This window comes from Alicyclobacillus sp. SO9 (genome assembly GCF_016406125.1).
Lineage (GTDB): Bacteria > Bacillota > Bacilli > Alicyclobacillales > Alicyclobacillaceae > SO9.
This window is the reverse complement of record NZ_CP066339.1, coordinates 2,607,544-2,632,497: the sequence shown is the minus strand read 5'-3', so window position 1 is coordinate 2,632,497 and position 24,954 is coordinate 2,607,544. Positions and strand designations below refer to the sequence as shown.

Below are 24,954 nucleotides of genomic sequence, written 5' to 3'. Positions count from 1 at the left end.
ACTACCTAGTACAGATTCTACTTACGCAGAGGCGAAACCCATGCACAGTTCGCTGTATATTCAAACTGACGGAAAAATCTTTGTACAAGGCAGTCATTCACGGTTCCCGTATCTCCGTCTTCAGTTGCACACGTTTAGCACATTGATGGAGAGCCAAGACCCCATATACGTGTACCGTGTTACCCCTCAAACACTTTGGCAGGCTGCATCCTCGGGTAAGACACCACGGGAGGTTCTGGGCTTTCTCAGGTCCTGCAGTGACCAGCCTATACCGCTCAAAGTACAGCAGTTGATTGTGTCTGAAATGACAAAATGGGGACAGTTCAAGCTGACTCGCGTAAGCCCGAAGTTCGTTCAACTCACTTTTGCAGAGCGATGGAACAGCGTTATCACGAACCTTGCTGAGATACAAGAAAAGGCAGAGCAAGTGTTCGCAAACCGTGTAACATTTCCAATTGAAGAACAGGGATTTGTGAAACAGGTGTTAGCACGCCATGAGATACCTGTTGAAGACTTGGTGGAGTACGAGGATGCACCGAGTCTCAAGTCGGATCTAAAAATGACTATAGGTCTTCGAGGGTACCAGCAGGAAGCCGTTCAGTCCTTTTTCGGCGACGGAATTAACCAAAGTGGAGTCGTTGTTTTGCCGTGTGGAAGCGGTAAGACCATAGTTGGCTTGGCAATACTCACACGTCTGTCGAAACAGACACTCATTGTCACACCAAGTGACGTGTCTGCACAACAGTGGCAGCAGGAAGTGTCGCACTGCACCACACTGGATGCAACACACGTAAGCATCTACTCACCGAGAAAACCTGTTGCCCCAGTTACCATTACCACCTACCAACGCATATCCGGGAAGAATAAACGGGGTGAATACCGTCACCTAAAACGACTCGTTGCAGAGAAGTGGGGGCTCGTCATCTACGATGAAGTGCATCTGCTGCCTGCTCCGCTGTTCAGACTTGCCGCTGAACTGCAAAGCTCACGGAGACTGGGATTGACGGCCACGCTGGTTCGGGAAGATGGCAGGGAGAGTGACGTATACAGCCTTATCGGTCCTAAAAGCTATGACGGAGACTGGCGAGAATTGGAGGAGCAAGGGTATTTAGCGTCCGTGCAATGTGTTGAGTTACGGATCCCGCTCCCAGTTGAAGAACGCGGGGAGTACGGGCGTGCCTCACGCAGGGAACAGCACAGAATTGCAGCCCTCAACTCGAAGAAAATTCAAGTCGTCGGACGACTCATGGAACGCCATCGGGATCAAAAAATACTGATTATAGGCCACTATTTGAAATCACTTAAGGACATCGCATTGAGATATGGAATCCCTTTGATTACGGGGAGCACACCGTCATCGGTACGAAACCAATTATACGAAGCTTTTCGCAGCGGAGCCGAAGATGCTCTGGTGTTGTCAAGAGTAGCAAATATGGCTGTTAACCTGCCAGAAGCTTCGGTAGGAATTCAGGTTTCCGGCCTCTTCGGGTCTCGGCAAGAAGAAGCACAGCGCTTGGGCAGACTGTTGCGCCCAAGTTCCCAGGGAGGTTGGTTTTACTCCCTGGTATCCGCAAATACCGTTGAGGAAGAAACAGCACGAAAGAGACAGCGCTTTCTTGTAGAACAGGGCTATACCTACGATATAGAGACAACGACAAACTAGAAAGGGTGATTCAATTGCGGTTATCAGAATGCCTCAACTATGCAGATATTAATACATTGCGGGAAATTGCCAACCACTATTCCTTCGAATGCACAAAGCACTCTAAACTTTCTCTCCATCAGGAAATTGCTCTGAACTTTAGATTGTCTTCATTTGTGACCGCACAAACGCACAAATGGTACGTTGGACGAGAGTTGGGGCTGCTTCGTTTATGCTTGGAACAGGACCGAGTGTACGCAAGAGAAGAACTTACTGCATGGTTTGGGACTGAAGACCTCATCGACGCGGCCGTCACAGAAGGGTGGCTGTTTCCCACTTCTCGAGTTACAAACAATCGAAGTGGATACTGCATTCCGCAAGAGATCCGAGCCTTTATTTACAAACATGTAACAGATAGTTTTCGGGAGAAACTCATTCTTGACAAGGATGGCCCTTTGATTTATTCGGACGAGCAGCATGTCCTAGCACAGGACCTTGACGTATTTCTCGAATATGTTCGAAACCAAGAAGTGACTTTGACGCAAGACGGAGCCATCTATAAGAGACACCTGATTCGATTGCTACAATTGCTGCAAGTCCAGGAAGAAACACTCAACGGCGGATGGAGATTTGGCTACGGGCGCCGCTTCCATGACTATCCGGACAGATTTGCCTTAATGTATGACTACGCTTTTTCAAATCGCTTGATTGAAGAACGCGACGACGGACTTCTCGCCGTTACACAACTGAGTGATGAATGGCTTGAAGACAGTGCCGTCAATCGTGAGAGATCCATGGCGATATTCTACATATCTTTATATCGCAGGGCAATTTTAAAGCTGCCTGTCATTGTCAAACTATTCGCCCTGACAAAAGACGACTGGGTAAACCTCGATTCCATGCTCAAAGCCGTAGCCCCGTTTGTAAACGAGTACTACTATGACTCTGTTGACAGTGTCTGGCGAGAACGAATTGTAAAAATGATGATGCACCTTGGTCTGATTCGCATTGGAGAAGACGAATCTGGACAACAGTGGTTTCAAACTACAGATCTTTGTCAACAATTGCTAACAACAGGTCAAACATCCGTGAGCCCAGAGACAAGGTCCAAGCAGACACTTATCGTTCAGCCGAACTTCAACGTTATCGCTACTGCCGACGAGCCTTCGGTAACAGGGGAATTGGCACGGATAGCAGACATCAAGGAAACGGGTGCCGTACGCGTGTACCGGATTTCAGAATCGAGTTTTATCCGTGGATTAGATGCAGAGCGTAACTGTCGTCACTGGCTGACGTTTCTGGAGCAGCACTCACAGACACCGGTTCCAGGCAACATTGAAAAAACCCTTCTGGACTGGGAGAAAAGTTGGCTTGTAGCACGGGTTGACCCCATGACATCTTGATAAAAACCACATTAATTTTGGGAAATTTAGAAGCAAAGGAGGCCGCCAACAAAAAAATCAATCAGGTATCAGCGTTTGCAGGAAATTCTACACGGTTTACCGAATAGAATAAACGAAGAATTCTAACTATTGTTTTGGTCTCGCAGCGTACCTTGTGGACAACTGGACATCGCCACTTAGGGGGGAGACACCCATGGGTAGTGCCGTCACTATTGCCGAGAAGAAACACTTCCTTCGTTGGTTTTTGGCGAATTACCAATTGCAAAGTCGCGAAGCGGAGATGCTCATGCGCTATATGATGACGCGCGAGAATGTACTACGCAGAGTTCATTTTGTAGAGAACTTTCGTCAACTTTCTCGGGTGATTGTCATCGCAACAAAGTGTGTTCCCGTGGCACCGTTTCGTTACTATCGCAGAAACAAACCCGTTTCTACTGACGTCGAACAGGCTTTTCTAGACTTGTATCAACATCCTGACGAAGAAATCTACGTTGGGCTTTTCTTTAAAGACCGTGGGACAAGTGAAGCGTACGGAGCGGTGCTTGAAGAGATACCAACGCGTGAAATGGAACCTGCACTGCGCGAAATGATATCACTTCAGGCAGAGTTGGCAATAGAAAAAGCGGTCCACGATTATCAGCGAAGTCAACTCATGCAACAAGTAAACAATGCATTGGATGTTGGAAATTACGAGTTGTTCCTCGAGGCCAGTCAACGCCTTATAGACTTCGATGCATCGGCTTCGCCGTCCTTGTAGTACATGAAAGACAAGAAATCACGCCGTCATTTATCACGGCGTGATTTTTATTGGGTTCACCCTTCTTAGCTGACTCCCCCAATTTCCACCGCTTCCGTTTGTCATAGTGTATATACATGTGATACCTTCTAACACAACCCGTTCACGCGCAGTTGTCCCGGACAACCGGTTTCCATACAAGAGTACGGGGGAGGAGATTGAAAACTTATGCGATTCGAATTGCTTACACCCAATCAATTTTCGGAGTACAGTTCAAATGTGGACACGCTGCTGGTAATGACAGACACGGGGATCCCCCTCGACGCCGCCTCTCCAAGAACGGCTGCCAAACTCATCTCGCAGCAGTTGTGCGGACAAGTGTTGGAACGGTTTCGCGGGAGAATGACCCTTTTGGACGCGGGATTCAGTCTGTGGCAGGGCCAGCCGTTTTCTGATTGGGCCCACACTATGAGTTTTATGGCAGGGTATCAAGTTAAATATGGAATTGTCATCGCGGAACGACTCCACCTTCAAGAGAAGACGCTGATGGACCTCCCCGATGGTCAGGGAAAGTGGCTCATCTTTGATTGGTTTCAGTGGCTCAAGCAACGTGTCCCTGAAGAACGGCTCAGTGACGCATTTTTCTATCTGTCTCATGCAACTTATGTTTATTGGCAGAGCCCAGAGCGAGAAATTGTAGGTCTTTCAGAAGCGGATTCGCAGGCAATGGCAGACGAAGGAGAGCGGTTGCTTGAAATGATGGCAAACGAAATTTTTGAGTCCGTAACAGCCCTCTGGGATGAATCTGCGAACAGTTTATGAGGAATTTGTCACAAATCTCGTAAACCGCGTCACAGCAGTTAGTTTACGGCCTCTAATTATCTTGACACCTTACTTTTTTGAAGGATAAGATTAACGCGTGCAGCAGGGCTCAATACATAAATCTCCCAACGGTCCGCAGCAGTGGCTGAACTTTTGCCGTGCTTCGGAGATAGTTTCTAAACCATACCGCCTTTGGGATGCACTGCTGCAAATCAACCGCTCCGGGTAGGTGATAACATTGAAAAGAGCGTACGATTGGATTGATGAGCGGTTGAACGTCACCCCGCTCTGGCGTGATGTCGCAGACCACGACGTTCCTGCACACGTCAATCCGGCAATCAAAATGTCGGCCTTTATTTACTGCTTTGGAGGTTTGACGTTTCTGGTCATCGTTACGCAAATCCTGTCAGGAATGTTCCTGGCCATGTACTACACACCGGATATCACGAACGCCTGGTACAGTGTCAAGTACATCACCGATCAGGTACTGCTGGGACAGGTCGTTCGCGGAATGCACTTTTGGGGTGCAAGTCTTGTCATTGTGATGATGTTTTTACACATGCTCCGCGTGTTCTTTACAGGGGCATACAAAAAACCGCGAGAGCTGAACTGGGTTGTTGGAGTCCTCATCTTTTTTGTAGTCCTCGCATTCGGTTTTACTGGTTATTTGTTGCCCTGGGATCAAAAAGCATATTGGGCAACATCTGTGGGAAGTAAGATTGCTGGTTCTATTCCTGGAATTGGACCGTATTTGCAGACTCTGTTAGTCGGCAGCCATACCGTGGGTGCTCTGACCTTGGCTCGGTTCTTTGCGATTCACGTGTTCTTCTTACCAGCAGCTCTACTGGTTTTGTTAGCGTTGCACTTTATTATGATTCGCACACAACACATCGCTGGTCCGTTGTAGGAATGCGTTTAACCGGGCACACTCATCCCGGTTGGCAGAGTACATCGAGTTGTTCAAGGAGGTCACTGACATGGCTGGAGGCGAGCGAATACCCGGTACTCCTAGGTACCGGCACAACCTTAAAGCTAACTCTGGATATGAACCCTTTATTCCCAATTTTCTTCTGAAAGAGTGGATTGCCGGTTCCGTTTTTCTACTGGGATTTGTCTTATGGGTTATATTCAACCACGTTACACTGGGTGCAAAAGCAAATCCGGACGATACATCGTTCATCCCTGTGCCGGACTGGTACTTTCTATTTATTTATCAGTTTCTTAAGTACTATCCTGGTTCCGGACTTATTTTTGGACTTCCCGGCGGATTTTTCGGCGGAGTTCTCGTTCCTGGAATTGGTGCATTGTTGTTGATGTTTGTACCTTGGCTTGATACCAGGAAGGAACGTCATCCATTTCGCCGTCCCTTGGCAACGGCATCAATGGTTCTTGTCGTGTTTTTGACTATCTGGCTGACAAACGAGGCCTGGGTGCAACACCGTGGAGAACTTGGAAAATCCACAACCATGACCTTGTTTGCAAGTAAGAGCAGCAGCGGAAGCACGGTAACTACCTTGCCCAAAGTACAAAAGATTCCTGCCTCACAGATTCACTTTACTGACACGAGTATGCCTGGCTACAAGCTGTTTCAAAAGACATGTGCTTCGTGCCACGGAAACAAAGGGGAAGGCGCATTTGGCCCTCCAATTTATGCAATCGGAAAGTATTGGAACGCCAAACAACTGACGAATTTCGTTGAGAATCCAAAGGGCGGTATGCCTAAAAACGGAAACCTCCAGAGCACAGCACAGGTTCAACAAGTCGTCGATTGGCTAGTCAAACAAAAAACAAGCGGTAAATAGATGTTATTACTCCTGTCTCAAATTTTTATAGAAAGGACGTAACTATAGCGGTTACGTCCTTTGTTATCTCTAGTGCGTTCCGACATTCGGCATGCTGACGCCTAACCCTGGTTCGCTTACTCATATGTAAATCCTTCGCCGAGCACCTCGTGAACATCATTGATGACGACAAAAGCACTGGGGTCTTTGGACGAGACGATGTTTTGCACTCGAACGACTTCTTCCCTCGGTACGACACAATAGATGACACGCTTGTCTTGGCCCGTGAACCCGCCCTGAGCCTTAAGCAGGGTAGTGCCTCTGTTCAATCGCTCGTGAATTTCGCTGGCGATAGCGCCGTTATGTTCAGAAACAATAGTGAGAGCTTTTCCCGAATTCACGCCTTGAATGACAAAGTCGATGGTTCGACTGGATACAAACAATGCCACGAGGGAGTACATAGCTGTCTGCAAGCCAACAATCAGTGCGATAATACCAATCACAAACACGTCAATCGCGAATAGTGTCCGGCCCATAGAAATCCCGTAGAAGTGTTTCATCATTCTGGCAATAATATCGCTTCCGCCGGTGGTTGCACCTGCCCGAAAAATAAGACCCAGCCCGATGCCCGTAATCACGCCTGCATACAATGCGCCTAAAAGGGGGTCAGACGTTGGCATCTGCCAAGACCGAGTCAACCACGAGAAGAGTGAGACAGCGGCAACACCAACGGTTGTCTTCAAAATAAATTCACGTCCGAACAATCTCCATCCAGGAATAAGGACGGGCACGTTCAGAATCAGAAATGTCACACCGAGCGGCCAACCAAGTTTATACAACAGTAGTACCGAAAAGCCTACAAACCCGCCTTCTGCCAGATGATTGGCGACCAAAAACGCATTCAAACCAATTGCATAAACGAGTGCGCCTGCTATAATGAGAACCCACTTAGAGCCGCGTTTGTTCATGAGTTGCCCCCCTTAAAAAACAAGCCGCGACAGCGCGACTTGTTTACCTCCACATGTAGGCCCTTGAAACCGTACTACTAGCCAGATCAATTATAAGGGAAGGGGCAGTATAGGAGCAAACATTCTAAGCCTGCTTGCTGCGGGGCCAAAGAATAGTCAGAAGCAGCAGTAAACTCACATACCCAAAAACTGTGTATCCATAGGCAACAATGGCGGCAAAACCAATTTGGCTGAATAAAAATGCAATGCCCAAAAGTATCAGAGCTACGAGAGCCTGCAGCATTCTTGACGACATCGGGATTTGCGCCACCATTGCATAGACGTTTCCAACCAGAGTGGAGTATATTTCTCCCCATAGTACCAGCACAAACATCCATTGCAGAAAACGTCCCAGGGTCGTCGCTACATATCCCATTGGAACTGCGTATGCGGTGGCCTGTGGGTAGTGGATGAAGAGCGTGAAGGTGACAGCCATTAACATAAACGCCAGGGCCGATGCACCCCACCGAGATCCCATTTGCAAAACAGTTTTATCTCCAATATCTGCTCCAACGGGGATAAGCACCCCAGCCGCAAGACCCACGTTGAATGATCCATAGACGACAGCTGAAATACCTGCAAGGAGCGGCTTTCCTGCAAGATAAAGGCTGATATGATAGGCGTGATACAAGCTGTGGGGCGTCATGAAGGCACGTACAGCTGCAAAGAGCACAAAGCTGACCATAATGGGTACGATGACTGAATTTGCCTTAAGAATTCCGTCAATACCTCGAAACAGTGTCAAAAAAGTGACTGCAATTGTGATTGATACACCCACATCAAAAGGAAGATTCATGCGTTCTCGAAATAATTCTCCTGATCCAGCGAGCATAGCTACAGTGACGCCAAACAACATCAGCAGTAGAACTGCATTGATAAAGCCGCCAATCCACGGGCCAAACAGGAAATTGCTTACCTCACGAAAAGACCTGGCTTTGACTCTGTGTCCCAGCAGCATCATTTGGTAGCCAAGATAAGAAAACAGAAACAGCGCCAAGGCAATACCCAGGTACCCCCAGGCTCCAAAACGTCCGAAAAAATGGTATATTTCCTGCCCCGAGGCGAATCCGGCGCCAACGACAGTACCAACGTATGTGCAGGCTACCTGAAACGCGGCAAAGCGCTGTTTACGCACAGAAAACCCTCCTTCACTCTACTCTCAACTTATGGCCAGTCCATCTAAAACATGCCTGTTGTGTCGCAGAACCCTGTGCATAGCAGGAGTTGCAACTAGCGGACCTGGTGAACCCAGTTACACAAGTCATGTTTGACGCGGTTCGCCATATATATCAACTAGGGTTGTCCATATTAATGAGACCCTGTGATTGGACAATTAAATAGGCAAAAAGGAGGGCTGCAATGACAAGTATTCAGGCTCTAGTACTGGGGATCATCCAGGGTATAACCGAGTTTCTTCCGATAAGCAGCTCAGGACACTTGGTTCTGGTCCAAAAATTGTGGCACATTCAGGGTGATAATCTCCTCTTTATCATCTTTGTGCACGTAGGGACCTTATTGGCGGTGTTTTTTGCTTTTCGACGCGAAATCACGTGGCTTGTAAAACATCCATTCAGTTGGACAGCAAGAATGCTCTACGTGGCATTGGTGCCCACTGCCATACTCGGAGCGGTCTTTGAAGAGTTATTCGAGAATGTCTTTTCAAGCGGCGGAACGCTTGCAGCCGAATTTATCATCACAGGTGTCATTCTGTGGTGGATGGATTCAGTGAAAAACGGGTTTAAATCGGAAGACGATATTCGCTTCATGGACGCCTTGTGGATTGGGACACTTCAGGGAATCGCGATTTTGCCGGCATTGTCCCGGTCCGGACTAACCATCGCTGGCGGCATGTGGCGAGGACTCTCGAAGGAGACTGCCGCAAGGTTTTCATTTCTACTGTCCATACCAGCCATCTTAGGCGCGACATTAGTAAAAGTTGACGACTTCTATGAATCGGGAATGAAGACAGTAAACGGTTCATTAGTACACTGGGAACCCCTTCTCGTCGGTACCGTTGTTGCAGCGGCGGCTGGCTACATTTCTATCCGCCTCACGCTGTGGGTGTTGAAGACATCCAGGTTTAGATACTTCGCCGTTTACACTTGGGCCCTGGCTGCGTTCATTTTGTTCGACCAGATCGTAACTCACCGCTGGTTTCCACCGTTGTTCTAAAGAGTTTCAAGGAAAAATCCGCCGACATTCATATCGGCGGATTCTTCTATGGCTGTAAGTACCAAAGTATCTTTTGAACGGCGAAGTCATCATAGACACAGCGAAAAGTCAGTGCACACGCCACGCAATCACCCGAATGCGGCGGATAGTAATCAAGATGAAGGCAAGCACTAAGAGCCCTGCTGTCAGCCAAACCCAGACTGTGACACTCGTTAAAAGCGTATTCCACCAAGACTCTCCTCCTGATGTCAAGGTGTGGATACTCTTAAACACGGGAACATGCTGAGCCAATACCTGGCCTGCAGGACGTCCAACTCCTAATCCCCATAAAACAACTGTAATCACGGCGGCTAGTGCAGCGTGGAGAAAACGAGCGAGGAAATACGGTGCCATCCGAATATCCGTTTCCGTTAAAACACTCGCTACCTGAGCGTGTACCGCTAATCCGCTCCATGCAATGATGGCGCTGACCAAAGCCAATTTTTGCAGCAATGGAGCGGATACCGCAGCCGCCTGTGCAGTACCGATATCAATCTCGAAGGCACCAGAGAGGGTTGGACTCACAAGGTGCGGACTGACGCCCAACATCTGATACAACAAAGCGACTGGACGCCCCAATACCTTCATAATGCCAGATATATCGAGAATATGAATAAATACTGCAAAGAAGACGATAAATCCTAGAATCATCATTAATGTAGAGACAGATTCTGTTACAGCATTCCCTAACAGTTTCCCAAAGGGTCTGCCGTCTTCTTCCCGTGACTTTATCATTTCAGCATAAGCCCGGCGTATAATCCCTTTCGCTGGAACGGACCGATGTTCTTTTGAATCATGGCGACGGCCCCAAAACTTAAATGTCACACCCACGAGAAACGAAGAAATGTAGTGCGCGATTGCTAACAGTCCGCCGAGTGCAGGACTCTTAAACATGCCGACAGCAACGGCTCCAATCATAAACAATGGGTCTGCCGTGTTGGTGAAGGCCAACAGCCGCTCACCTTCAACCCGCGAGCACATTCCGTCTTCACGAAAGCGAGCTGTAATAACAGCGTCCATTGGGTAGCCAGCCGCAAGCCCCATGGACAGTGCAAAAGCGCCGATTCCAGGCACACCAAACAGAGGTCGCATCAGAGGCTCCAGCAGAACGCCAAATCCCCGCACCAGGCCCAAGCCCAACATCAGTTCAGACAGGATAAAGAAGGGGAGTAATGACGGGAATACGGTGTTCCAGAACAACTTCAAGCCTTCGATTCCTGCGTCAAACCCCTGTTTCGGATATACCACGAGTGCAATCGTGAATACGGCTACGGCCAGGCCCATAAGCACGGTTGTCCACTCTCTCGTCTTCTGCTGGTTCAAGCAACGTCATCTCCTTTGCCTGTCGAAACACATGCGTGTCCAAGTCGTCATTACAGCATATGTCCCAGTCCCGCGTTTATGTTTCTGCATCAGATTCGCTATAATGGGAAAAGAGTTTGCCAAAGCTGAGAAAGGGAGATGAGAGTGAGTACAGACCTTACACTGGCATCCATGCAGAATCAGGTGGATGCCTACATTCAGCAGTTCAAGGAAGGCTACTTTCCACCCATGAGTCTGGTCGTGCGGCTAACGGAAGAGTTGGGAGAACTCGCCAGAGAAGTCCAGCACAGATATGGGGAGAAGCAGAAGAAAGCGACAGAAGCCGACGGTGATATCTCCCTCGAACTAGGTGATATGTTGTTTGTCATCACTTGCTTGGCAAACAGCCTCGATATTCACCTGGATGAAAGCTTTACAAATGTCATGAGAAAATTCGAAACCAGGGACAAAGACCGTTGGACTAGGCTGTGATCCACGCCACTTTTTCATCCTTCTAATACCATAGATAGGGGGGTGAGAAGATGCGCGGCACACAGCTGTTGAAGTCAGGGTTTTCTTATTTGTTCATTGGGTCCCATGACAAGGCGCTCAATGCATTTCGCAAAGCCATCGAGTCCGATCCCGATAATGCGGAATACGCTTTTCACGGTTCCATGACGGCTTGGAGAAACGGGGAGTACGACTTAGCACGAAAGTGGGCCCAACGCGCAGTCAACACAGAGCCCAAAAATCAACTGTATCAGGAACACTTGGATATTATCTGTGCGTACATCTTACTGCAACAGGCGAAAACCGCAGTGGAAGAGGGAAAAACTACGAAAGCTCAAGCTTTGCTGCGCAAGGCAATGTCTAAAGATCCCTTGAATCAACAGGCAGAGGCCCTCTACGAGCGTTTACAGTCACACAAGGAGTGAAAGACGTGTCAGAATCAGTAATACGAGTAGCCGTCGGCGGAGCGGGCGGAAAGATGGGACGAGAGGCTGTCAAAGCATTGCAGGCCGACGCCCGTTTCGCTGTTACCAGCGGATTGGTTCATACAATTGGACAAGCCCCTGACTTAGATGCATTTCCTGTCTATGATAATTTGGACAGCCTGCTTGCTGAAACAAAGCCCGACGTTTGGCTTGATTTTACAGATGCGAGAAGTGTCGTAGAAAATGTCAATCAAGTTCTTACATACGGAGTACGCCCAGTCATAGGTGCCACTGGATACACTCAGGCTGACCTTGACAAGTGGCATCAGTTGAGCGTGGACCAAGGGTTGGGAGGAATTGCAGCCCCGAACTTTGCCATCGGTGCACTCTTAATGATGAGATTTGCCAAAGAGGCCGCATCCTACTTTGCCAGAGCTGAGATTGTAGAATTGCACCACGACGGCAAAAAGGATGCACCATCCGGAACTGCAAAACGTACGGCTACCATCATTTCCGAGCAGTTCCGTGAAACCGACAGCAGCGTGAACGAGGGTACGGCAAGTACAGAAAAAACGATTGCGGACATCAACAAGATGGAAAGCGACAACCAACCAGCCAGGGGTTTGTTGCAAGACGACGTTCGCGTGCACAGTGTGCGCTTACCAGGGTTGGTTGCACACCAGGAAGTGCTTTTTGGCGGTATGTCGGAAACTCTGACAATTCGCCACGATTCAATCCATCGAAGCAGTTTTATGCCCGGCGTTCTACTGGCCTGCGCAAAAGTCCGCGATTTGACAGGAATGGTCTACGGACTTGAACACATCCTGTGGTAATCTTAGCCGCAGAAAGGGGAGATTTTCATGAACATTGCTCTCATTGCACACGATTCCAAGAAAGATACCATTGTCAACTTTGCACTTGCTTATAAACACATTTTTGTAAATCATCGCTTGTTCGCAACCGGAACGACGGGATTGAGAATTCAGGAAGCCACTGACCTTCCAATTACCAGGGTACAATCAGGGCCCTATGGCGGAGACCAACAAATTGGCGCAAAGATTGCCGAAGATGAGATGGATCTCGTTATCTTCCTGCGTGATCCTCTGACCGCACAACCACACGAGCCTGACATAACGGCACTGCTCCGACTCTGTGATGTACATGACGTACCCGTTGCAACAAATCTTGCGAGCGCAGAAGCTTTGATGCGTTCCGTCGAGCAGGGGCTTCTGGACTGGCGCTCAATCGTTCGTGAAGACTAGTTCAAAGCCTGCAAGGCAGAACAGAAGACGCGTTTTAGGTTCTGTAATTTTGCATCACATCATTTGGAAGGAGGCGGACTTATGCGAATCGGAATCAGCTGTTATCCAACAATAGGGGGATCCGGTGCAGTCGCGACCGAACTTGGCAAGGCACTGGCTCGCAGAGGACATCAGGTGCATTTCATCGTTACAGATATCCCTTTTCGACTTGGACAATTTGACCCAAATATTTATATTCACGAAATGGACACCATGACTTATCCGGTTCTGCGCACGCCGCCTCATGACTTTACCTTGGCTGCACTTATGGCAGATATCATTGAACGCTACCAATTACAGATTTTGCATGCACACTACGCATTGCCGTTTGCTGTTTCAGCGTTCTTGGCGAAAAATATGGTTTCAAAAGACCACGACGTAAAAGTGGTCACGACTTTGCACGGAACGGATGTAACGGTACTTGCTCAGGACAAGAGCCTGTATGAAGTGATTAAGCTCGGAATTGAAAAGAGCGACGCCGTGACAGCAGTCAGCAACAGCTTGGTCCAGCAAACCAAAGACGTATTTAGTATTTCTCGAGACATCGATACAATTTACAACTTTATTGATACAGATTTGTTTCAGCCGAGAACAGCAAGTCACATCCGCAACAGCTTTGCACCAAACGACGAAAAACTCCTGCTCCATGTATCCAACTTCCGCCAGGTTAAGCGAATCGACGATTTGGTTCGAATGTTTAAACTGGTGCGAAATCGCGTGGAAGCAAGATTGCTTCTCGTCGGCGAGGGACCAGAGCTAAACGCCATAAGAGACATGGTACAAAGTGAATCGCTCGAGCGAGACGTTTTCTTTCTTGGCAATCAGGATGACGTTGCTCCGCTGTTCAACGCCGCTGATTTATTTTGCCTGCCCTCTCAAAAGGAAAGCTTCGGCTTAGTAGCGCTTGAAGCCATGGCAAGCGGTGTCCCAGTTATCGGAAGTACCGCCGGCGGTATTCCGGAGGTTGTCCAACAAGGGAAATCAGGATTTTTAGCCCCCGTTGGAGACATCCGTGCCATGGCCGATTACGCGGTTCGCTTGTTGCAGAACCCGGCCGAATATCAGAGGATGTCAGCTGCCGCCAGAAGCCGGGCCGTGGAGGAATTTCAAATGGAGTCCAAAGTAAAGGAATACGAGTCACTATACCGTCGCCTCATCGAACATTCGCACTCATGAAGACATTTTTCTCTTTGCCAGAGTTTGTTGTAAAGGTGCTCCAGCGGCTACTCTCTTCTGGTTTCGAAGCTTTTCTCGTAGGCGGTTGCGTCAGAGATGGCTTGCTGGGGCGTCGTGTTCACGATTACGACGTCGCTACAAATGCAACTCCTGAACAGGTCGTCAGTCTGTTTGAGAGCGTACTTTGTACCGGTCTCAAGCACGGTACAGTAACTGTTTTGACAACAGACAGTCCAGTCGAAATCACGACTTACCGGTTGGACGGAACCTATACGGACGGACGTCACCCGGATGTAGTTACATTTGCCAACAGTGTAACAGATGACTTGGCCCGTCGGGATTTTACAATCAATGCAATGGCGGTGGATGTTCGTGGAACACTTGTCGATCCGTTTGCCGGCACAGCAGATTTATCGACCTCTACTATCAGAGCCGTAGGACTCCCGAGTGCGCGATTTCGAGAAGATAGTCTGCGGATACTGCGGGGCCTGCGACTCTCAGCGGAACTGGAGTTTACAATTGACGAAGCAACTTTGACTGCCATGTACGAAGCGTCACACAGATTGAAAAGTGTGTCCTCAGAGCGAATTGGTCAGGAACTTGCAAAAATCGCAAATTCCAATTGGTGGTTCGTAGCAGGTCTTTTGGCATCAGGCAATTGGCTTGAAGATTCTCGGCCCACGCTTGTACACATGAAACAAGGAATACAACATCTGCTTCATCGACCCGATGTCTCTCCGTCATTGGCGCTGGCCTGGTACAAAACGATAGACAGTTTGCCTGTAAGCGACCCCAACGTACGCCGGGTTGGCTGTTTGGCTACAATTCTCGCCGTTGTACCCAATTTTACAGAATCCATCATTACATCTCTTACAGAGATGGCATGGGCAAAGAAACAGTTAAAAGTGGCCCGTACTGCTGCACAACTGATGCAAGCGGAGATTGAGGAGTGGTCTGAAGCCCGTTGGCGACAGGTCTTGTTTGAATATGAATCCACAACTGTTGAACTTGCATGCCGTATATACGACTGGATGCAACTCGGCAGCACCACAGCTAGTAGGTATCAGAACCGTACCTGTCTGAATCTATTCAAACAATACTGCGCAACGCAACCTCTGTTTAAACTGAGTGACTTGCATATCAACGGCAGCGACATCTTACAACTCGGAGCAAAGGGACCGCTCATTGGCAGCGTACAGCGGCAACTGGCTCAGGACGTATTGGCGGGCAGTGTTCGAAACAGCAGACAGGCTCTGCTAAACCGCACACGTGAACTAATAGAAGGAGACGGTCGCTGATGAATCACGAATCAAACACATTACGCCTGCATACAGAGGACATTCGAATAGACATTGTTGACCGTTTTATCTCTGCCGGGACCAACTACATCTCGGGAGGCAATCTTGCAGATGAACTAAGCATCACTCGCACCGCCGTCTGGAAACACATTCGGGGACTGGAGGATTTAGGATTTGAGTTCGATGCTGTCCCTCGCCGCGGTTACCGTTTGATTCGTTCACCGAACATCATCCTACAATCTCTCTTGCAACCGTACCTAAGGGATGATGCGGAACTAGGCTCACACGTTGTATGGTATCCTTCCGTCGCTTCCACCAATGTAATTGCAAACCAATTGGCGAGACAGCCAGCTACTGAACACGGTACGGTTGTGGCAGCGCTCAGGCAAGAAGGCGGGAAAGGCCGACACGGACGCAACTGGAATTCTCCTGAAGGAGGACTCTGGATGTCTGTTGTTCTCAAGCGGTCGTTCCCTCTTCTAAGAGCCGCCGAAGTGACACTAATGGCGAGCGTGGCGGTTGCACGCGCAGTCGAGACAGTCACTGGTGTATCCCTCGATATCAAGTGGCCGAATGACTTGCTCTACAAAAATAAAAAGGTTTGCGGCATTCTTGCCGAATTGCGAGCAGGAGGTGAATCCGTCGACCACGTCGTGCTTGGAATCGGGCTAAACAGCAATGTAGCGGATGCTCAAATTCCACACGAACTGAAGAGGATTGCGACGTCTTTGCTGATTGAATCAGGGGCTGAAGTGAATCAGTCGCAGCTTGCGGGAGCGATATTGTCAGAGTTTGAAACCATGTACAGGTCTCTCGTAAATGGAGACGCTGGATTCGTCGGCGTGGCTGACGAATGGCGAAAACGATGCGTCACAATAGGGAGAAGCATCCGCGTCCAGACCCCTCAAGGTCTTGTTGAGGGCACTGCAATCAATGTAGATAATCAAGGCGTTTTGCAACTCCGTTTGACGGACGGGTCTACAGCAGCCATTCACAGTGGAGATGTATTGTTCTAGTAAACGGTCGTTTTCTCAATCCCTCCCTCCCAGAACGCATAGCGCACCGACCCTTGTTACACGCTATGTGAAACGAGCTAGTTAAGACGGGAGACGAGATGATGTCAGAGCAATATGGCGCAAGTGACCCGACGCTGGTACTCTATACATCTGCGGTAGATGACCTTTTGCTGCGGTTTCAGCAGACACACCCTTCTGAGTGGGGGTATCTATTGCAGCAATTGGACGGCCTGCGCGAGGACATTGAAGAAAGAATTAACGCATGGATGACACTGGACGAGCAGATTGACGAGATGATTGAAACCGCGGTAATGCAAGATACCAATAAGGCAGAATTCCACGTTCATCCATTGCATGGGTCAGAAGGTGCAGATGAAGAGGAAAACGAAATCGTCTTAAACAGTTATTCCAGAACCCCGGCGGTGCAGTCATTGACGTCAGACAACCAAATGAATCTAGATAATGAACTAACCAGTTTTTTAAACAAGGCCATAGGTTTTTACAATCTATGGCTGTTTGAAGAAGCATCCTCGCTCTTTTTGCAAATCCTGAAATCCAGTCCCGACAACGTGGTGGCCTCGCTGTTTTACTCCGCTGCAGAAACGGCGCAAGGACGTTTTACCAATGTAATCGGGCACCTTGAACGGATTTACGAAAGCCAAGAACCAAGATTTGCAGCCGCTGCCAACGAAATTTCAGCAGCCGGGTATTTTCAACAGGGACGTTTGACCAAAGCAGTGGATAGCCTTCAAAATGTTGTGACCCTACAGCCGGACAACGAAGACGCCTGGTTTAATCTGGGGTACTGTTACATCAACATGGCAGACTGGAGTGCAGCCGCCGGAGCCCTCTCACAAGTTCTAGATATCAATCAGGATGATTTGAGGGCACGGGAACTCCTCGTTGATGTTTGGAATGAGCTGGGGGAATATGATGCAGCGCTAAAACTCTCCGAAGAAGCACTCCTTGAAATGCCTGGTCATTCTGGATTTCTCTTACGCAGAGCGCGTAGTTTGCGCCTGAACGGAAATCTGAGTAAAAGCCTTCGATTGTATGAACAAGTTGTCCTTCAAAATCCTCGAGACACAAGTACATATGACGAATATGCGACGGTGTGTCTAGAAGCGGGCGACCTAGAAAGAGCAGCGGCAGTGCTGCAAAAATCCCTCTCCTTAGGCAGCGGGCAAACGCGGCATCAAGAAAAGCTTGCCGTCATTTTTCTACTGCAGCATAGGACGGAAAAGGCCTATAAAATCCTGAAATCAGTGAAATCCTCATCAGAAGCAAGTTTTATCCATACCATCGCATTAGCCCAATATGAATGGCAAACAGGCGGCAGAGAAAAGGCACTCACTCTTCTGGAAGGAATTATTCATCACTCCGGCAGTGAATTTGGTCAACTTGCAACCCATTATTATAAGCAGCTCTTGTCAGAGATGAAAGAAAGCGACAACGAGAAAGAGGGAATTTGGAATTTGAATCGCACATGAGATTCACACGTCGAGAGAGTCTGCTAGAATAGAGCCATTGAACAACGTCTTAAAAGGGGCGAATGGCGATTCTGGTAACTTTGGATTTAGAAACCACCGGCCTGCGTTCTAACCAGGATGAAATTATAGAAATTGCTGCTCTAAAAGTGGACTACGACCAGGAGATTGACCGGTTTCATTCCCTGGTCCGGCCCGAAAGGACTGTTTCTGACGATATTTTTCAGTTGACATCGATTCCAAAAGAGGCACTGGAGGCTGCGCCGTCCTTGTCAACCGTGTTGCCAAAACTGTTAAAGTTTTTGGACGGGGCCACCGTAGTAGGCCATAATGTTCAATTTGACTTGTCTTTCATTGAAGCAGCCTGTGAACAAAACGGATACGAATTACCATGCTCTGCAGATGGCTTGGATACTTTGCTGTTGGCACAGGTCCTGGAACCCGAGGAGCAAGACTTCCGTCTCGGCGACGTAGCTCTCCGTAACAATGTGGAGCTGAAACAGGCCCATCGAGCCATGAGCGACGCAGAAACCACACAACAAGTCCTGAGCAGCCTTGAGCGCAAAGCATTGACACTGCCCTACGGCACTTTGCAACAACTGGCTCGTTTGGCAGGGTTGTTTTCGAGAACCACTGCAGAGTGGTTCTTGCTGCAATCTGAAAGGCGATACCAACAAAATGGAGACAGCTTGCCAGCAACTGTACAGAGTGTTCGGGGACTCGTATTTAGCAAAGATACTCCCTGGGAAGACGAAGAGATGGATTCAGAATCCAGAAAGACGTATGTACGTGAATTGACGCAAGCAGCTGTCGACTATGTACAGCAGGAAAGTGCCCTCAAACAAGCCCTGCCTTCGTTTGAGGTGCGGCCCGGTCAGCAAAAAATGGTTGAAGCTGTTGCCCAAGCACTTTCAGGAGACCAGCATCTCTTGGCGGAAGCTGGAACAGGTACAGGCAAATCGCTCGCGTACTTGATTCCGGCCGCACTCTATGCCGCTCGCGAAGATGCACGCGTGATGATTTCCACACATACTATCGCTCTCCAGGAACAAATTCGAACAAGGGATTTCCCTACCTTGCGGCAGGTATTGCCTTTTCCGTTAAAACTGAGCGTCTTTAAGGGCCGAACGCACTATGTGTGCATGCGCAAACTCCACAGCGACGTGGACAGTTTAAACTGGAGTACACAACGGGAAGAAATCGTCACCTATATGAAACTGTTAACGTGGTTGACAGGAACTCCTGCAGGCGACAGGGAAGAACTGGGCTTGTCCGGCAACTCGAGAGATGTATGGCCGCGCATCCAAAGTGAAACCGAAACCTGCATTAACAAACGCTGTCCTTTTTTTAAACACTGTTATTACTTCCGCGCACGGACGAAGGCCTACGAGGCTGACTTAGTGGTGACGAACCATTCTCTCATTTTTTCTGACTTAAAAGCAGAACACCATGTGCTCCCGTTTTATGACAAGCTCATTGTCGACGAGGCTCATCACCTTGAAGAACAGGCCACAAAGCACTTGGGGGCAGAAACCCACTATCGACAGATGATGTCGCTATTTGGACGACTTATCAGAGATAACGAGCGGCAGGGAGTGCTCGCAGAACTTGCTCAGAGACTGCAGGGAGCGGGAAGTGTTGAGAGTCAGGCACTAATGGCGTGGCTCAACGAAATCATCCATCGCACCGGAAGCTTGCGCAGCCAAGTAGAACAGACATTTCTGACACTCTCAAGTCTCGTGCCAAGTGAGAAAAACGAATTCCGCATCAGTCAGGACATTGAATCGAATCCGTCCTGGAAGAATTTCCTGAACGATATTGACCTGTTGACGGAGATGTGGACTGACCTATCGGAGTTGCTGGAGAAGGTGGCGGAATCGGCAGAAGATGAGCCGGACGAAGATTTAGCAGGACGACTGCTTGACGGAATTGGTTTTTATCCAGAAATCGGATCGAATATCCAAACACTGTCCGAAGCTGCTGATTTTAAAGATGATTGGGTTACATGGGTAGAAATTCAACGAATCGGACACAAGCGCTGGACAAGCCTGCACAGGGCCCCGATAGAAGTAGCCCCGTTACTGGAAGAACGGGTGTTTAACAGTAAAAGCAGCGTGATTCTTACCTCTGCTACACTGTCAGTGAATCATTCGTTCCAGTTTACAAAGGAACAGCTAGGACTCGTCAACGTCGAACTAGACGGCCGCTTGGCATCCATTGCCGTTGAATCGCCGTTTGATTTGCGCCGGCAAGCACTTCTATGCGTACCCAAAGACGTTCCGGACCTAGCGCCCCTGTCTGACGCAGAATCCGCTACATGGCTAAGTGATTCTCTCTACCACTTGACCAAAGCAAGTGACGGCCGCGTGCTCGCCCTATTTACCAGTCACGCTATGCTTAGGGCGACCGCAAATGTACTTCGAGAGCCTTTACAGGAAGCCGGCTATGACGTTTTGGCGCAAGGCGTGGACGGAAACCGCAGCCAACTACTCAAGACATTCCGAAGACAACCGAAGAGCATTTTGCTTGGCGCACAGTCCTTTTGGGAAGGCATTGACCTGCCGGGCGATCAACTGCGGACACTGGTCATTATCCGCTTGCCCTTTGCTCCGCCGACGCACCCGGTAACTGTCGCGCGACACCAACTGCTTGAAGCCCGCGGGAAGAGCTCTTTTCGAGACGCCAGCCTCCCGCAAGCCGTGGTCCGCTTTCGCCAAGGATTTGGCAGACTGATTCGCTCGACAACCGATAAAGGGGCCGTGGTCGTATACGACAAGCGAATTGTCACAGCACGGTACGGAAAAAGCTTCATTAAATCTTTAGCCAGCGTGTCACCAGTAGTGGATACCGAAGAAAGTATTATGGCTCGAATTCGCCGCTTTTTTAGCGAAGGTCCTTGATTTACCAGTCGGTCATGGACAAACGCCAGTGCGCTTCAACTGCGAGGTGGGCCGATTGCTTGCGACGTTCCTGCGGGACACATGATTCTTTGTGCTTGAGCCAACACTACGTAAAAGTCGCTTGGAAAGCACAAGGCTAACGGGGGGTGAAGGCATGCACACCATGTGGAAAGGGTCGCTGAGCTTTGGCCTGGTTAACGTTCCTGTTCGAATGTTTGCAGCCACCGAATCAAAGGACGTGAAACTGCGTTACCTGCATAAGGAATGCAAGACTCCAATCAAATACACACGGACTTGTCCCACTTGTGACAAGGAAGTCAATTGGGAGGACATTGTGCGCGGTTACGAGTATGAACCGGACCATTTTGTCATTCTGGACGAAGACGAGCTGAAGTCTGTGCAAAAAGAACGTTCCCATACCATAGACATTGTCAGCTTTGTCCAGCTCTCAGATATCGATCCCGTTTACTACGATAAGACCTACTACCTAGCACCGGAGTCATCCGGTACTAAAGCCTATCAACTGCTCAAGTCAGCCATGGACAAAACCGGAAAAATCGCCATTGCGAAAACGGTCTTAAGAAACTCGGAGACACTGTGCTGTGTTCGTATCCGTGACGATGTAGTGGTTGTTGAGACGCTCTTCTGGCCGGCAGAAGTGCGTACCACGGAGGAACTGCCGAATTTAAGAGAGCACACCAGCCTCTCAGATAGTGAATTGAATATGGCTGTCACACTCATCGAGCAGTTAGCAACGAGCTTTCAGCCGGATGAGTACGTAGATGAGCGGAAGGACCAATTGGAGCAGCTGATTCGGTCCAAAATTGAGGATGAGGAAGTCGCTGTTCCCGCTGCAGAACCTCAGGCACGAAAGAACATTGTTGATTTGATGGATGCGCTGCAGGAAAGTATTAAAATGACTCAGGCGGACAAGACAACGGCTGGGAATCAAAAGACAACGCCATCGACGCGGAAAAAGAAGACAACTGGTACTGGAACAAGAAAAAGGACCAAAGCCTCCACAAAAAAAACATCCTGACCGGGTACAAGATGGTAGAGCAGGCCGGACCCTGATTTACTGGGCACGGCCTGGGCTTGCCGCATCCTTATCTTGAGTAAATACGGAGTACAACAGGGGCCCTCAGGTGACCCTCATGCGTCCATTCCAGAAAGCGTACGCGCAGACTAACGGGCTCTGCCAGAGGAGCCAGACCGTTCCTGTCCCAGTTTGTTTGTTCCTGGTTTTTGAGTATAAGACGCCAGTCCGCAGATGAAAGACCTGACGAAACAGAACCTAAAGGCACATTCCCGTCCAACCGAGTAACAGCTACCGATACAGGACGACCGTCCCTGTAATTGACTGCCTGCGCGCGCACATCTAGTTCGCGCCAGCACTTCGTCTTTTGCCATAATGGTGTTTTCCGACCAACGAGGTAAGGGCTGTGTCGGCGTTTAGACACTACCCCTTCCATTCCTCTCTGCTGCATCTGCTGAAACAACTCAATTCCATTGTCGAAATTGCGACATTCAGAAATGAGTTGTCTGCTCCCAATTGTCTCAAGTAAATGATGGAGAACGGATTGCCTCTCCTCAATCTCCATTTGCTCCAGCGGCTGACCCTCAAGACGAAGACAATCAAATGCCATGTAGGCCAGCGGGATGTCGCTACGGACCTTCTTTGCCAAGTCACGTTTTAGAATTTGTTGAAAATCAGGAAGGCCGTCCGGTCCGACAGCAATCAACTCTCCATCAATGATGAAGTCAGAACAAGAGATAGCGTTTAGTTCCTCCACCAGTTCCGGATAGTGCAACGTCCTCAAACGAGCCTTTCGCGTATAAAGCTGAAGTCGTCCACCTTCCATGTCAGCAATCAGACGGATGCCATCCCACTTAATTTGAAAGAAAAAGTTCCCTGACTCATCAATGTGTTGGCGGTATTCGGGCTCCATCGGTTTAAGCACTGGCAGTTAAATCTCCTCATAGTTGATGATAAGTAAACTGAACTCAGGCGATGAGAAATCATGAGTACGGAATAAGAACAACTTGGTCTTCACAAGCTGACATGGAAGGAGCGAGTACGATGATTCTTGAAGCAGAACACGCTGTGACGATTTCACACCCAGAAAAAGTCTTATGGCCGCAGATTGGATTCACTAAAATCGATTACATCCGCTACCTAATCGACGCATCTCCGTATCTGCTCCAACATCTGAACAACCGGCCTCTAACCGTCATTCGCTTTCCTGACGGAGTTAACAGTGAATCATTTTTCCAAAAGGATGCTCCCAAGGGAACGCCTCCATGGGTAACCACCACACCTGTATGGTCGCCTGATAGACAAGACTACATACATTACATTCTGGTCGACAGTGTGGCTACGCTAATATGGTTAGGAAATTTAGCCTGTCTGGAGTTCCACATCGGTTTTACTACAACTCAGAACGAAGAGCTGCCAACCCACATCGCTTTCGATCTTGATCCCACTGTTCCCGGCTTTGAACGCGTACGCGCGGTAGCCCTGAAACTTCACGAATTACTGGATGGACTGCAACTTACAAATCGTGTAAAGACTTCCGGAGCAACCGGATTGCAAGTGTTTATTCCGTTAAAAATTGGTTATACATTCGAAGATACAAAAGTATTTACGGAAGCAGTCGCGCAGTACTTAAGCGCAACTCTGCCGGATTTGGTAACACTCGAAAGACTGAAAAAGAACAGGGGTAACAAAGTGTACGTGGACATCCCTCAGCATGGCTCGGGAAGAACGCTGATTGCTCCATACAGTGCACGATCCACTTCTGACGCAAAAGTTTCAACACCAATCACATGGGCTGAGTTGGCACAGGGTGCGGTCCCCGAAGATTTTACAGTTGCAGAAGTCCCCAGTCGGTTAAAGACAACGGGAGACCTGTTTCAATTCAAAACGAAGGCTGACATAGCACCTATCCTACAATTTTTGCAACACCACACCATGCTTGAAATGAGCTGACAACAGCGCTGGGTTGGGGCACCGGAAAGGGTTGGACAGGACAGGTATAAATAGAGTACCTTTAATAAAGATTGAATGGAAATCGAGGAGGAATCCACGTGCACGCAGATGTCGCCATTATCGGCGGTACAGGAGTTTACGACCCAGCTATGCTTGACTCCCCGCAAGAAGTAGAAATAAAGACCCCATACGGTACAGCAAAAGCTACAGTGGGTACATATCACGGAAAAAACATTGCATTTATGCCCCGGCACGGGGCCGGACACAGCATCCCGCCGCATAAAATTAACTATCGCGCTAATATCTATGCCCTCAAAAAACTTGGTGTTACTCAAGTGCTGGCGACGGCTGCGGTAGGATCCTTGCAACTTCAGTATAAACCTGGAAGTCTCGTCGTTGTAGACGACTTTCTCGACTTCACGAAATCTCGCCCAGCTACATTCTTTGAAGAGGACACAGTCATCCACGTGGACGTTTCTGATCCCTACTGCAATCGTCTGCGAAAGATTCTGATGGATACAGGACAAGCACAGGGCATCCACCTTCATGACGGAGGAACCTACGTTTGCTCGGAGGGGCCTCGGTTTGAGTCGCCTGCAGAAATTAAGCTGTATCAGAGTTTTGGTGCCGCGGTAATCGGCATGACGAGTGTCCCAGAACTGATTCTTGCTAAGGAAGCAGAACTGTGTTATGCCACAGTCTGTATGGTTACAAATTACGGTGCTGGTATTAGCGAACACCCGCTCACGCACGCTGAAGTGGTAGAGGAGATGTCCAGAAACGTTAGCACTATTCGAGACCTTTTCTTCACAGCCATTGACACAATGGATACACACAGAGGTTGCTTGTGTAGCGAGGCAGTAGGTGTAGAGACACCCCTGACTGGCATCGACCAAAATGATGAGGATGCTTTGGACTAAAAACTAGTTTCGACATGGAGAGGAGACA

Annotated in this window: 23 protein-coding genes; 19 read left to right on the top strand and 4 right to left on the bottom strand. The window is 48.9% G+C overall.

The genetic code is table 11. The features are described 5' to 3' along the window. Positions 1 to 40 precede the first annotated feature (40 nt). From GI364_RS12145 to GI364_RS12120, 6 genes are all read left to right on the top strand, one after another. Positions 41 to 1,663, top strand: a complete 1,623-nt coding sequence (locus GI364_RS12145) for a DNA repair helicase XPB (protein WP_198849570.1) — start codon at positions 41 to 43, stop codon at positions 1,661 to 1,663. 14 nt (positions 1,664 to 1,677) lie between these two features. Beyond that, entirely contained in the window at positions 1,678 to 3,045 is a 1,368-nt protein-coding gene (locus tag GI364_RS12140; protein WP_198849569.1) for a helicase-associated domain-containing protein, read from the top strand. Between the two features lie 193 nt (positions 3,046 to 3,238). Next, positions 3,239 to 3,802 (top strand): YpiB family protein, encoded by a 564-nt coding sequence (locus GI364_RS12135; RefSeq protein WP_198849568.1) that lies wholly within the window; start codon positions 3,239 to 3,241, stop codon positions 3,800 to 3,802. 207 nt (positions 3,803 to 4,009) lie between these two features. After that, positions 4,010 to 4,603: a hypothetical protein gene (locus tag GI364_RS12130; protein ID WP_198849567.1), complete on the top strand. Its 594-nt coding sequence runs from the start codon at positions 4,010 to 4,012 to the stop codon at positions 4,601 to 4,603. A gap of 238 nt (positions 4,604 to 4,841) precedes the next feature. Continuing rightward, positions 4,842 to 5,510, top strand: coding sequence for a menaquinol-cytochrome c reductase cytochrome b subunit (qcrB, locus tag GI364_RS12125; protein ID WP_198849566.1), 669 nt, complete (start codon positions 4,842 to 4,844; stop codon positions 5,508 to 5,510). Between the two features lie 70 nt (positions 5,511 to 5,580). Continuing rightward, entirely contained in the window at positions 5,581 to 6,405 is an 825-nt protein-coding gene (locus tag GI364_RS12120; RefSeq protein WP_198849565.1) for a menaquinol-cytochrome c reductase cytochrome b/c subunit, read from the top strand. A 116-nt stretch (positions 6,406 to 6,521) separates the two neighbouring features. On the opposite strand, the gene GI364_RS12115 is transcribed toward GI364_RS12120, so the two are convergent. Both GI364_RS12115 and GI364_RS12110 read right to left on the bottom strand, forming a co-directional pair. After that, the gene (locus tag GI364_RS12115; RefSeq protein WP_198849564.1) at positions 6,522 to 7,352 is read right to left on the bottom strand and encodes a YitT family protein; all 831 of its coding nucleotides are present in this window, start codon (positions 7,350 to 7,352) and stop codon (positions 6,522 to 6,524) included. A 124-nt stretch (positions 7,353 to 7,476) separates the two neighbouring features. Further along, a complete protein-coding gene (locus tag GI364_RS12110) occupies positions 7,477 to 8,526 on the bottom strand; it encodes a YkvI family membrane protein (protein WP_198849563.1) in 1,050 nt (349 codons plus the stop codon). Positions 8,527 to 8,750: 224 nt separating this feature from the next. Between GI364_RS12110 and GI364_RS12105 the strand changes: the two genes are divergently transcribed. Continuing rightward, the gene (locus tag GI364_RS12105) at positions 8,751 to 9,563 is read left to right on the top strand and encodes an undecaprenyl-diphosphate phosphatase (RefSeq protein ID WP_198849562.1); all 813 of its coding nucleotides are present in this window, start codon (positions 8,751 to 8,753) and stop codon (positions 9,561 to 9,563) included. 108 nt (positions 9,564 to 9,671) lie between these two features. Here the strand turns inward: GI364_RS12105 and ylbJ are convergent, their stop codons facing one another. Continuing rightward, on the bottom strand, positions 9,672 to 10,925 hold the full coding sequence (gene ylbJ, locus GI364_RS12100; RefSeq protein ID WP_233095766.1) for a sporulation integral membrane protein YlbJ: 1,254 nt from the start codon (positions 10,923 to 10,925) through the stop codon (positions 9,672 to 9,674). Between the two features lie 138 nt (positions 10,926 to 11,063). Between ylbJ and GI364_RS12095 the strand changes: the two genes are divergently transcribed. From GI364_RS12095 to GI364_RS12050, 10 genes are all read left to right on the top strand, one after another. Further along, on the top strand, positions 11,064 to 11,396 hold the full coding sequence (locus tag GI364_RS12095) for a nucleotide pyrophosphohydrolase (protein ID WP_198849561.1): 333 nt from the start codon (positions 11,064 to 11,066) through the stop codon (positions 11,394 to 11,396). Between the two features lie 50 nt (positions 11,397 to 11,446). After that, a complete protein-coding gene (locus GI364_RS12090; protein WP_198849560.1) occupies positions 11,447 to 11,839 on the top strand; it encodes a tetratricopeptide repeat protein in 393 nt (130 codons plus the stop codon). Positions 11,840 to 11,844: 5 nt separating this feature from the next. Further along, entirely contained in the window at positions 11,845 to 12,672 is an 828-nt protein-coding gene (gene dapB, locus GI364_RS12085; protein ID WP_233095765.1) for a 4-hydroxy-tetrahydrodipicolinate reductase, read from the top strand. Positions 12,673 to 12,699: 27 nt separating this feature from the next. Then, on the top strand, positions 12,700 to 13,101 hold the full coding sequence (locus GI364_RS12080) for a methylglyoxal synthase (RefSeq protein ID WP_198849559.1): 402 nt from the start codon (positions 12,700 to 12,702) through the stop codon (positions 13,099 to 13,101). 81 nt (positions 13,102 to 13,182) lie between these two features. Continuing rightward, entirely contained in the window at positions 13,183 to 14,316 is a 1,134-nt protein-coding gene (bshA, locus tag GI364_RS12075) for an N-acetyl-alpha-D-glucosaminyl L-malate synthase BshA (RefSeq protein WP_198849558.1), read from the top strand. Between the two features lie 14 nt (positions 14,317 to 14,330). After that, the gene (locus tag GI364_RS12070) at positions 14,331 to 15,614 is read left to right on the top strand and encodes a CCA tRNA nucleotidyltransferase (protein ID WP_198849557.1); all 1,284 of its coding nucleotides are present in this window, start codon (positions 14,331 to 14,333) and stop codon (positions 15,612 to 15,614) included. Beyond that, positions 15,614 to 16,630 carry a biotin--[acetyl-CoA-carboxylase] ligase gene (locus tag GI364_RS12065; protein ID WP_198849556.1) on the top strand — a complete coding sequence of 339 codons (1,017 nt, stop codon included), beginning with the start codon at positions 15,614 to 15,616 and terminating at the stop codon, positions 16,628 to 16,630. Before GI364_RS12070 ends, GI364_RS12065 begins: the two co-directional genes overlap by 1 nt. Positions 16,631 to 16,731: 101 nt before the next feature. Continuing rightward, positions 16,732 to 18,120 carry a tetratricopeptide repeat protein gene (locus GI364_RS12060; protein WP_233095764.1) on the top strand — a complete coding sequence of 463 codons (1,389 nt, stop codon included), beginning with the start codon at positions 16,732 to 16,734 and terminating at the stop codon, positions 18,118 to 18,120. A gap of 62 nt (positions 18,121 to 18,182) precedes the next feature. After that, positions 18,183 to 21,017, top strand: a complete 2,835-nt coding sequence (gene dinG / locus GI364_RS12055; protein WP_198849554.1) for an ATP-dependent DNA helicase DinG — start codon at positions 18,183 to 18,185, stop codon at positions 21,015 to 21,017. A 154-nt stretch (positions 21,018 to 21,171) separates the two neighbouring features. Further along, positions 21,172 to 22,056, top strand: a complete 885-nt coding sequence (locus tag GI364_RS12050) for a non-homologous end joining protein Ku (protein WP_198849553.1) — start codon at positions 21,172 to 21,174, stop codon at positions 22,054 to 22,056. 67 nt (positions 22,057 to 22,123) lie between these two features. On the opposite strand, the gene GI364_RS12045 is transcribed toward GI364_RS12050, so the two are convergent. After that, positions 22,124 to 22,978 (bottom strand): ATP-dependent DNA ligase, encoded by an 855-nt coding sequence (locus GI364_RS12045; RefSeq protein WP_198849552.1) that lies wholly within the window; start codon positions 22,976 to 22,978, stop codon positions 22,124 to 22,126. 119 nt (positions 22,979 to 23,097) lie between these two features. Between GI364_RS12045 and ligD the strand changes: the two genes are divergently transcribed. After that, on the top strand, positions 23,098 to 24,006 hold the full coding sequence (ligD, locus tag GI364_RS12040) for a non-homologous end-joining DNA ligase (protein WP_198849551.1): 909 nt from the start codon (positions 23,098 to 23,100) through the stop codon (positions 24,004 to 24,006). A 98-nt stretch (positions 24,007 to 24,104) separates the two neighbouring features. Next, complete coding sequence (gene mtnP, locus GI364_RS12035; RefSeq protein ID WP_198849550.1) at positions 24,105 to 24,926, top strand: S-methyl-5'-thioadenosine phosphorylase; 822 nt, start codon at positions 24,105 to 24,107, stop codon at positions 24,924 to 24,926. The last annotated feature ends 28 nt before the right edge of the window (positions 24,927 to 24,954 follow it).

Bases quoted from the DNA above. Each gene is read 5' to 3' on its own strand.
- GI364_RS12135 (WP_198849568.1), top strand. From the start codon at position 3,239: ATGGGTAGTGCCGTCACTATTGCCGAGAAGAAACACTTCCTTCGTTGG.
- GI364_RS12095 (WP_198849561.1), top strand. From the start codon at position 11,064: ATGAGAGTGAGTACAGACCTTACACTGGCATCCATGCAGAATCAGGTG.
- GI364_RS12080 (WP_198849559.1), top strand. From the start codon at position 12,700: ATGAACATTGCTCTCATTGCACACGATTCCAAGAAAGATACCATTGTC.
- GI364_RS12145 (WP_198849570.1), top strand. From the start codon at position 41: ATGCACAGTTCGCTGTATATTCAAACTGACGGAAAAATCTTTGTACAA.
- GI364_RS12050 (WP_198849553.1), top strand. From the start codon at position 21,172: ATGCACACCATGTGGAAAGGGTCGCTGAGCTTTGGCCTGGTTAACGTT.
- GI364_RS12105 (WP_198849562.1), top strand. From the start codon at position 8,751: ATGACAAGTATTCAGGCTCTAGTACTGGGGATCATCCAGGGTATAACC.
- GI364_RS12130 (WP_198849567.1), top strand. From the start codon at position 4,010: ATGCGATTCGAATTGCTTACACCCAATCAATTTTCGGAGTACAGTTCA.
- GI364_RS12060 (WP_233095764.1), top strand. From the start codon at position 16,732: ATGTCAGAGCAATATGGCGCAAGTGACCCGACGCTGGTACTCTATACA.
- dinG (WP_198849554.1), top strand. From the start codon at position 18,183: ATGGCGATTCTGGTAACTTTGGATTTAGAAACCACCGGCCTGCGTTCT.
- bshA (WP_198849558.1), top strand. From the start codon at position 13,183: ATGCGAATCGGAATCAGCTGTTATCCAACAATAGGGGGATCCGGTGCA.
- GI364_RS12120 (WP_198849565.1), top strand. From the start codon at position 5,581: ATGGCTGGAGGCGAGCGAATACCCGGTACTCCTAGGTACCGGCACAAC.
- GI364_RS12065 (WP_198849556.1), top strand. From the start codon at position 15,614: ATGAATCACGAATCAAACACATTACGCCTGCATACAGAGGACATTCGA.
- GI364_RS12090 (WP_198849560.1), top strand. From the start codon at position 11,447: ATGCGCGGCACACAGCTGTTGAAGTCAGGGTTTTCTTATTTGTTCATT.
- GI364_RS12115 (WP_198849564.1), bottom strand. From the start codon at position 7,352: ATGAACAAACGCGGCTCTAAGTGGGTTCTCATTATAGCAGGCGCACTC.
- ligD (WP_198849551.1), top strand. From the start codon at position 23,098: ATGATTCTTGAAGCAGAACACGCTGTGACGATTTCACACCCAGAAAAA.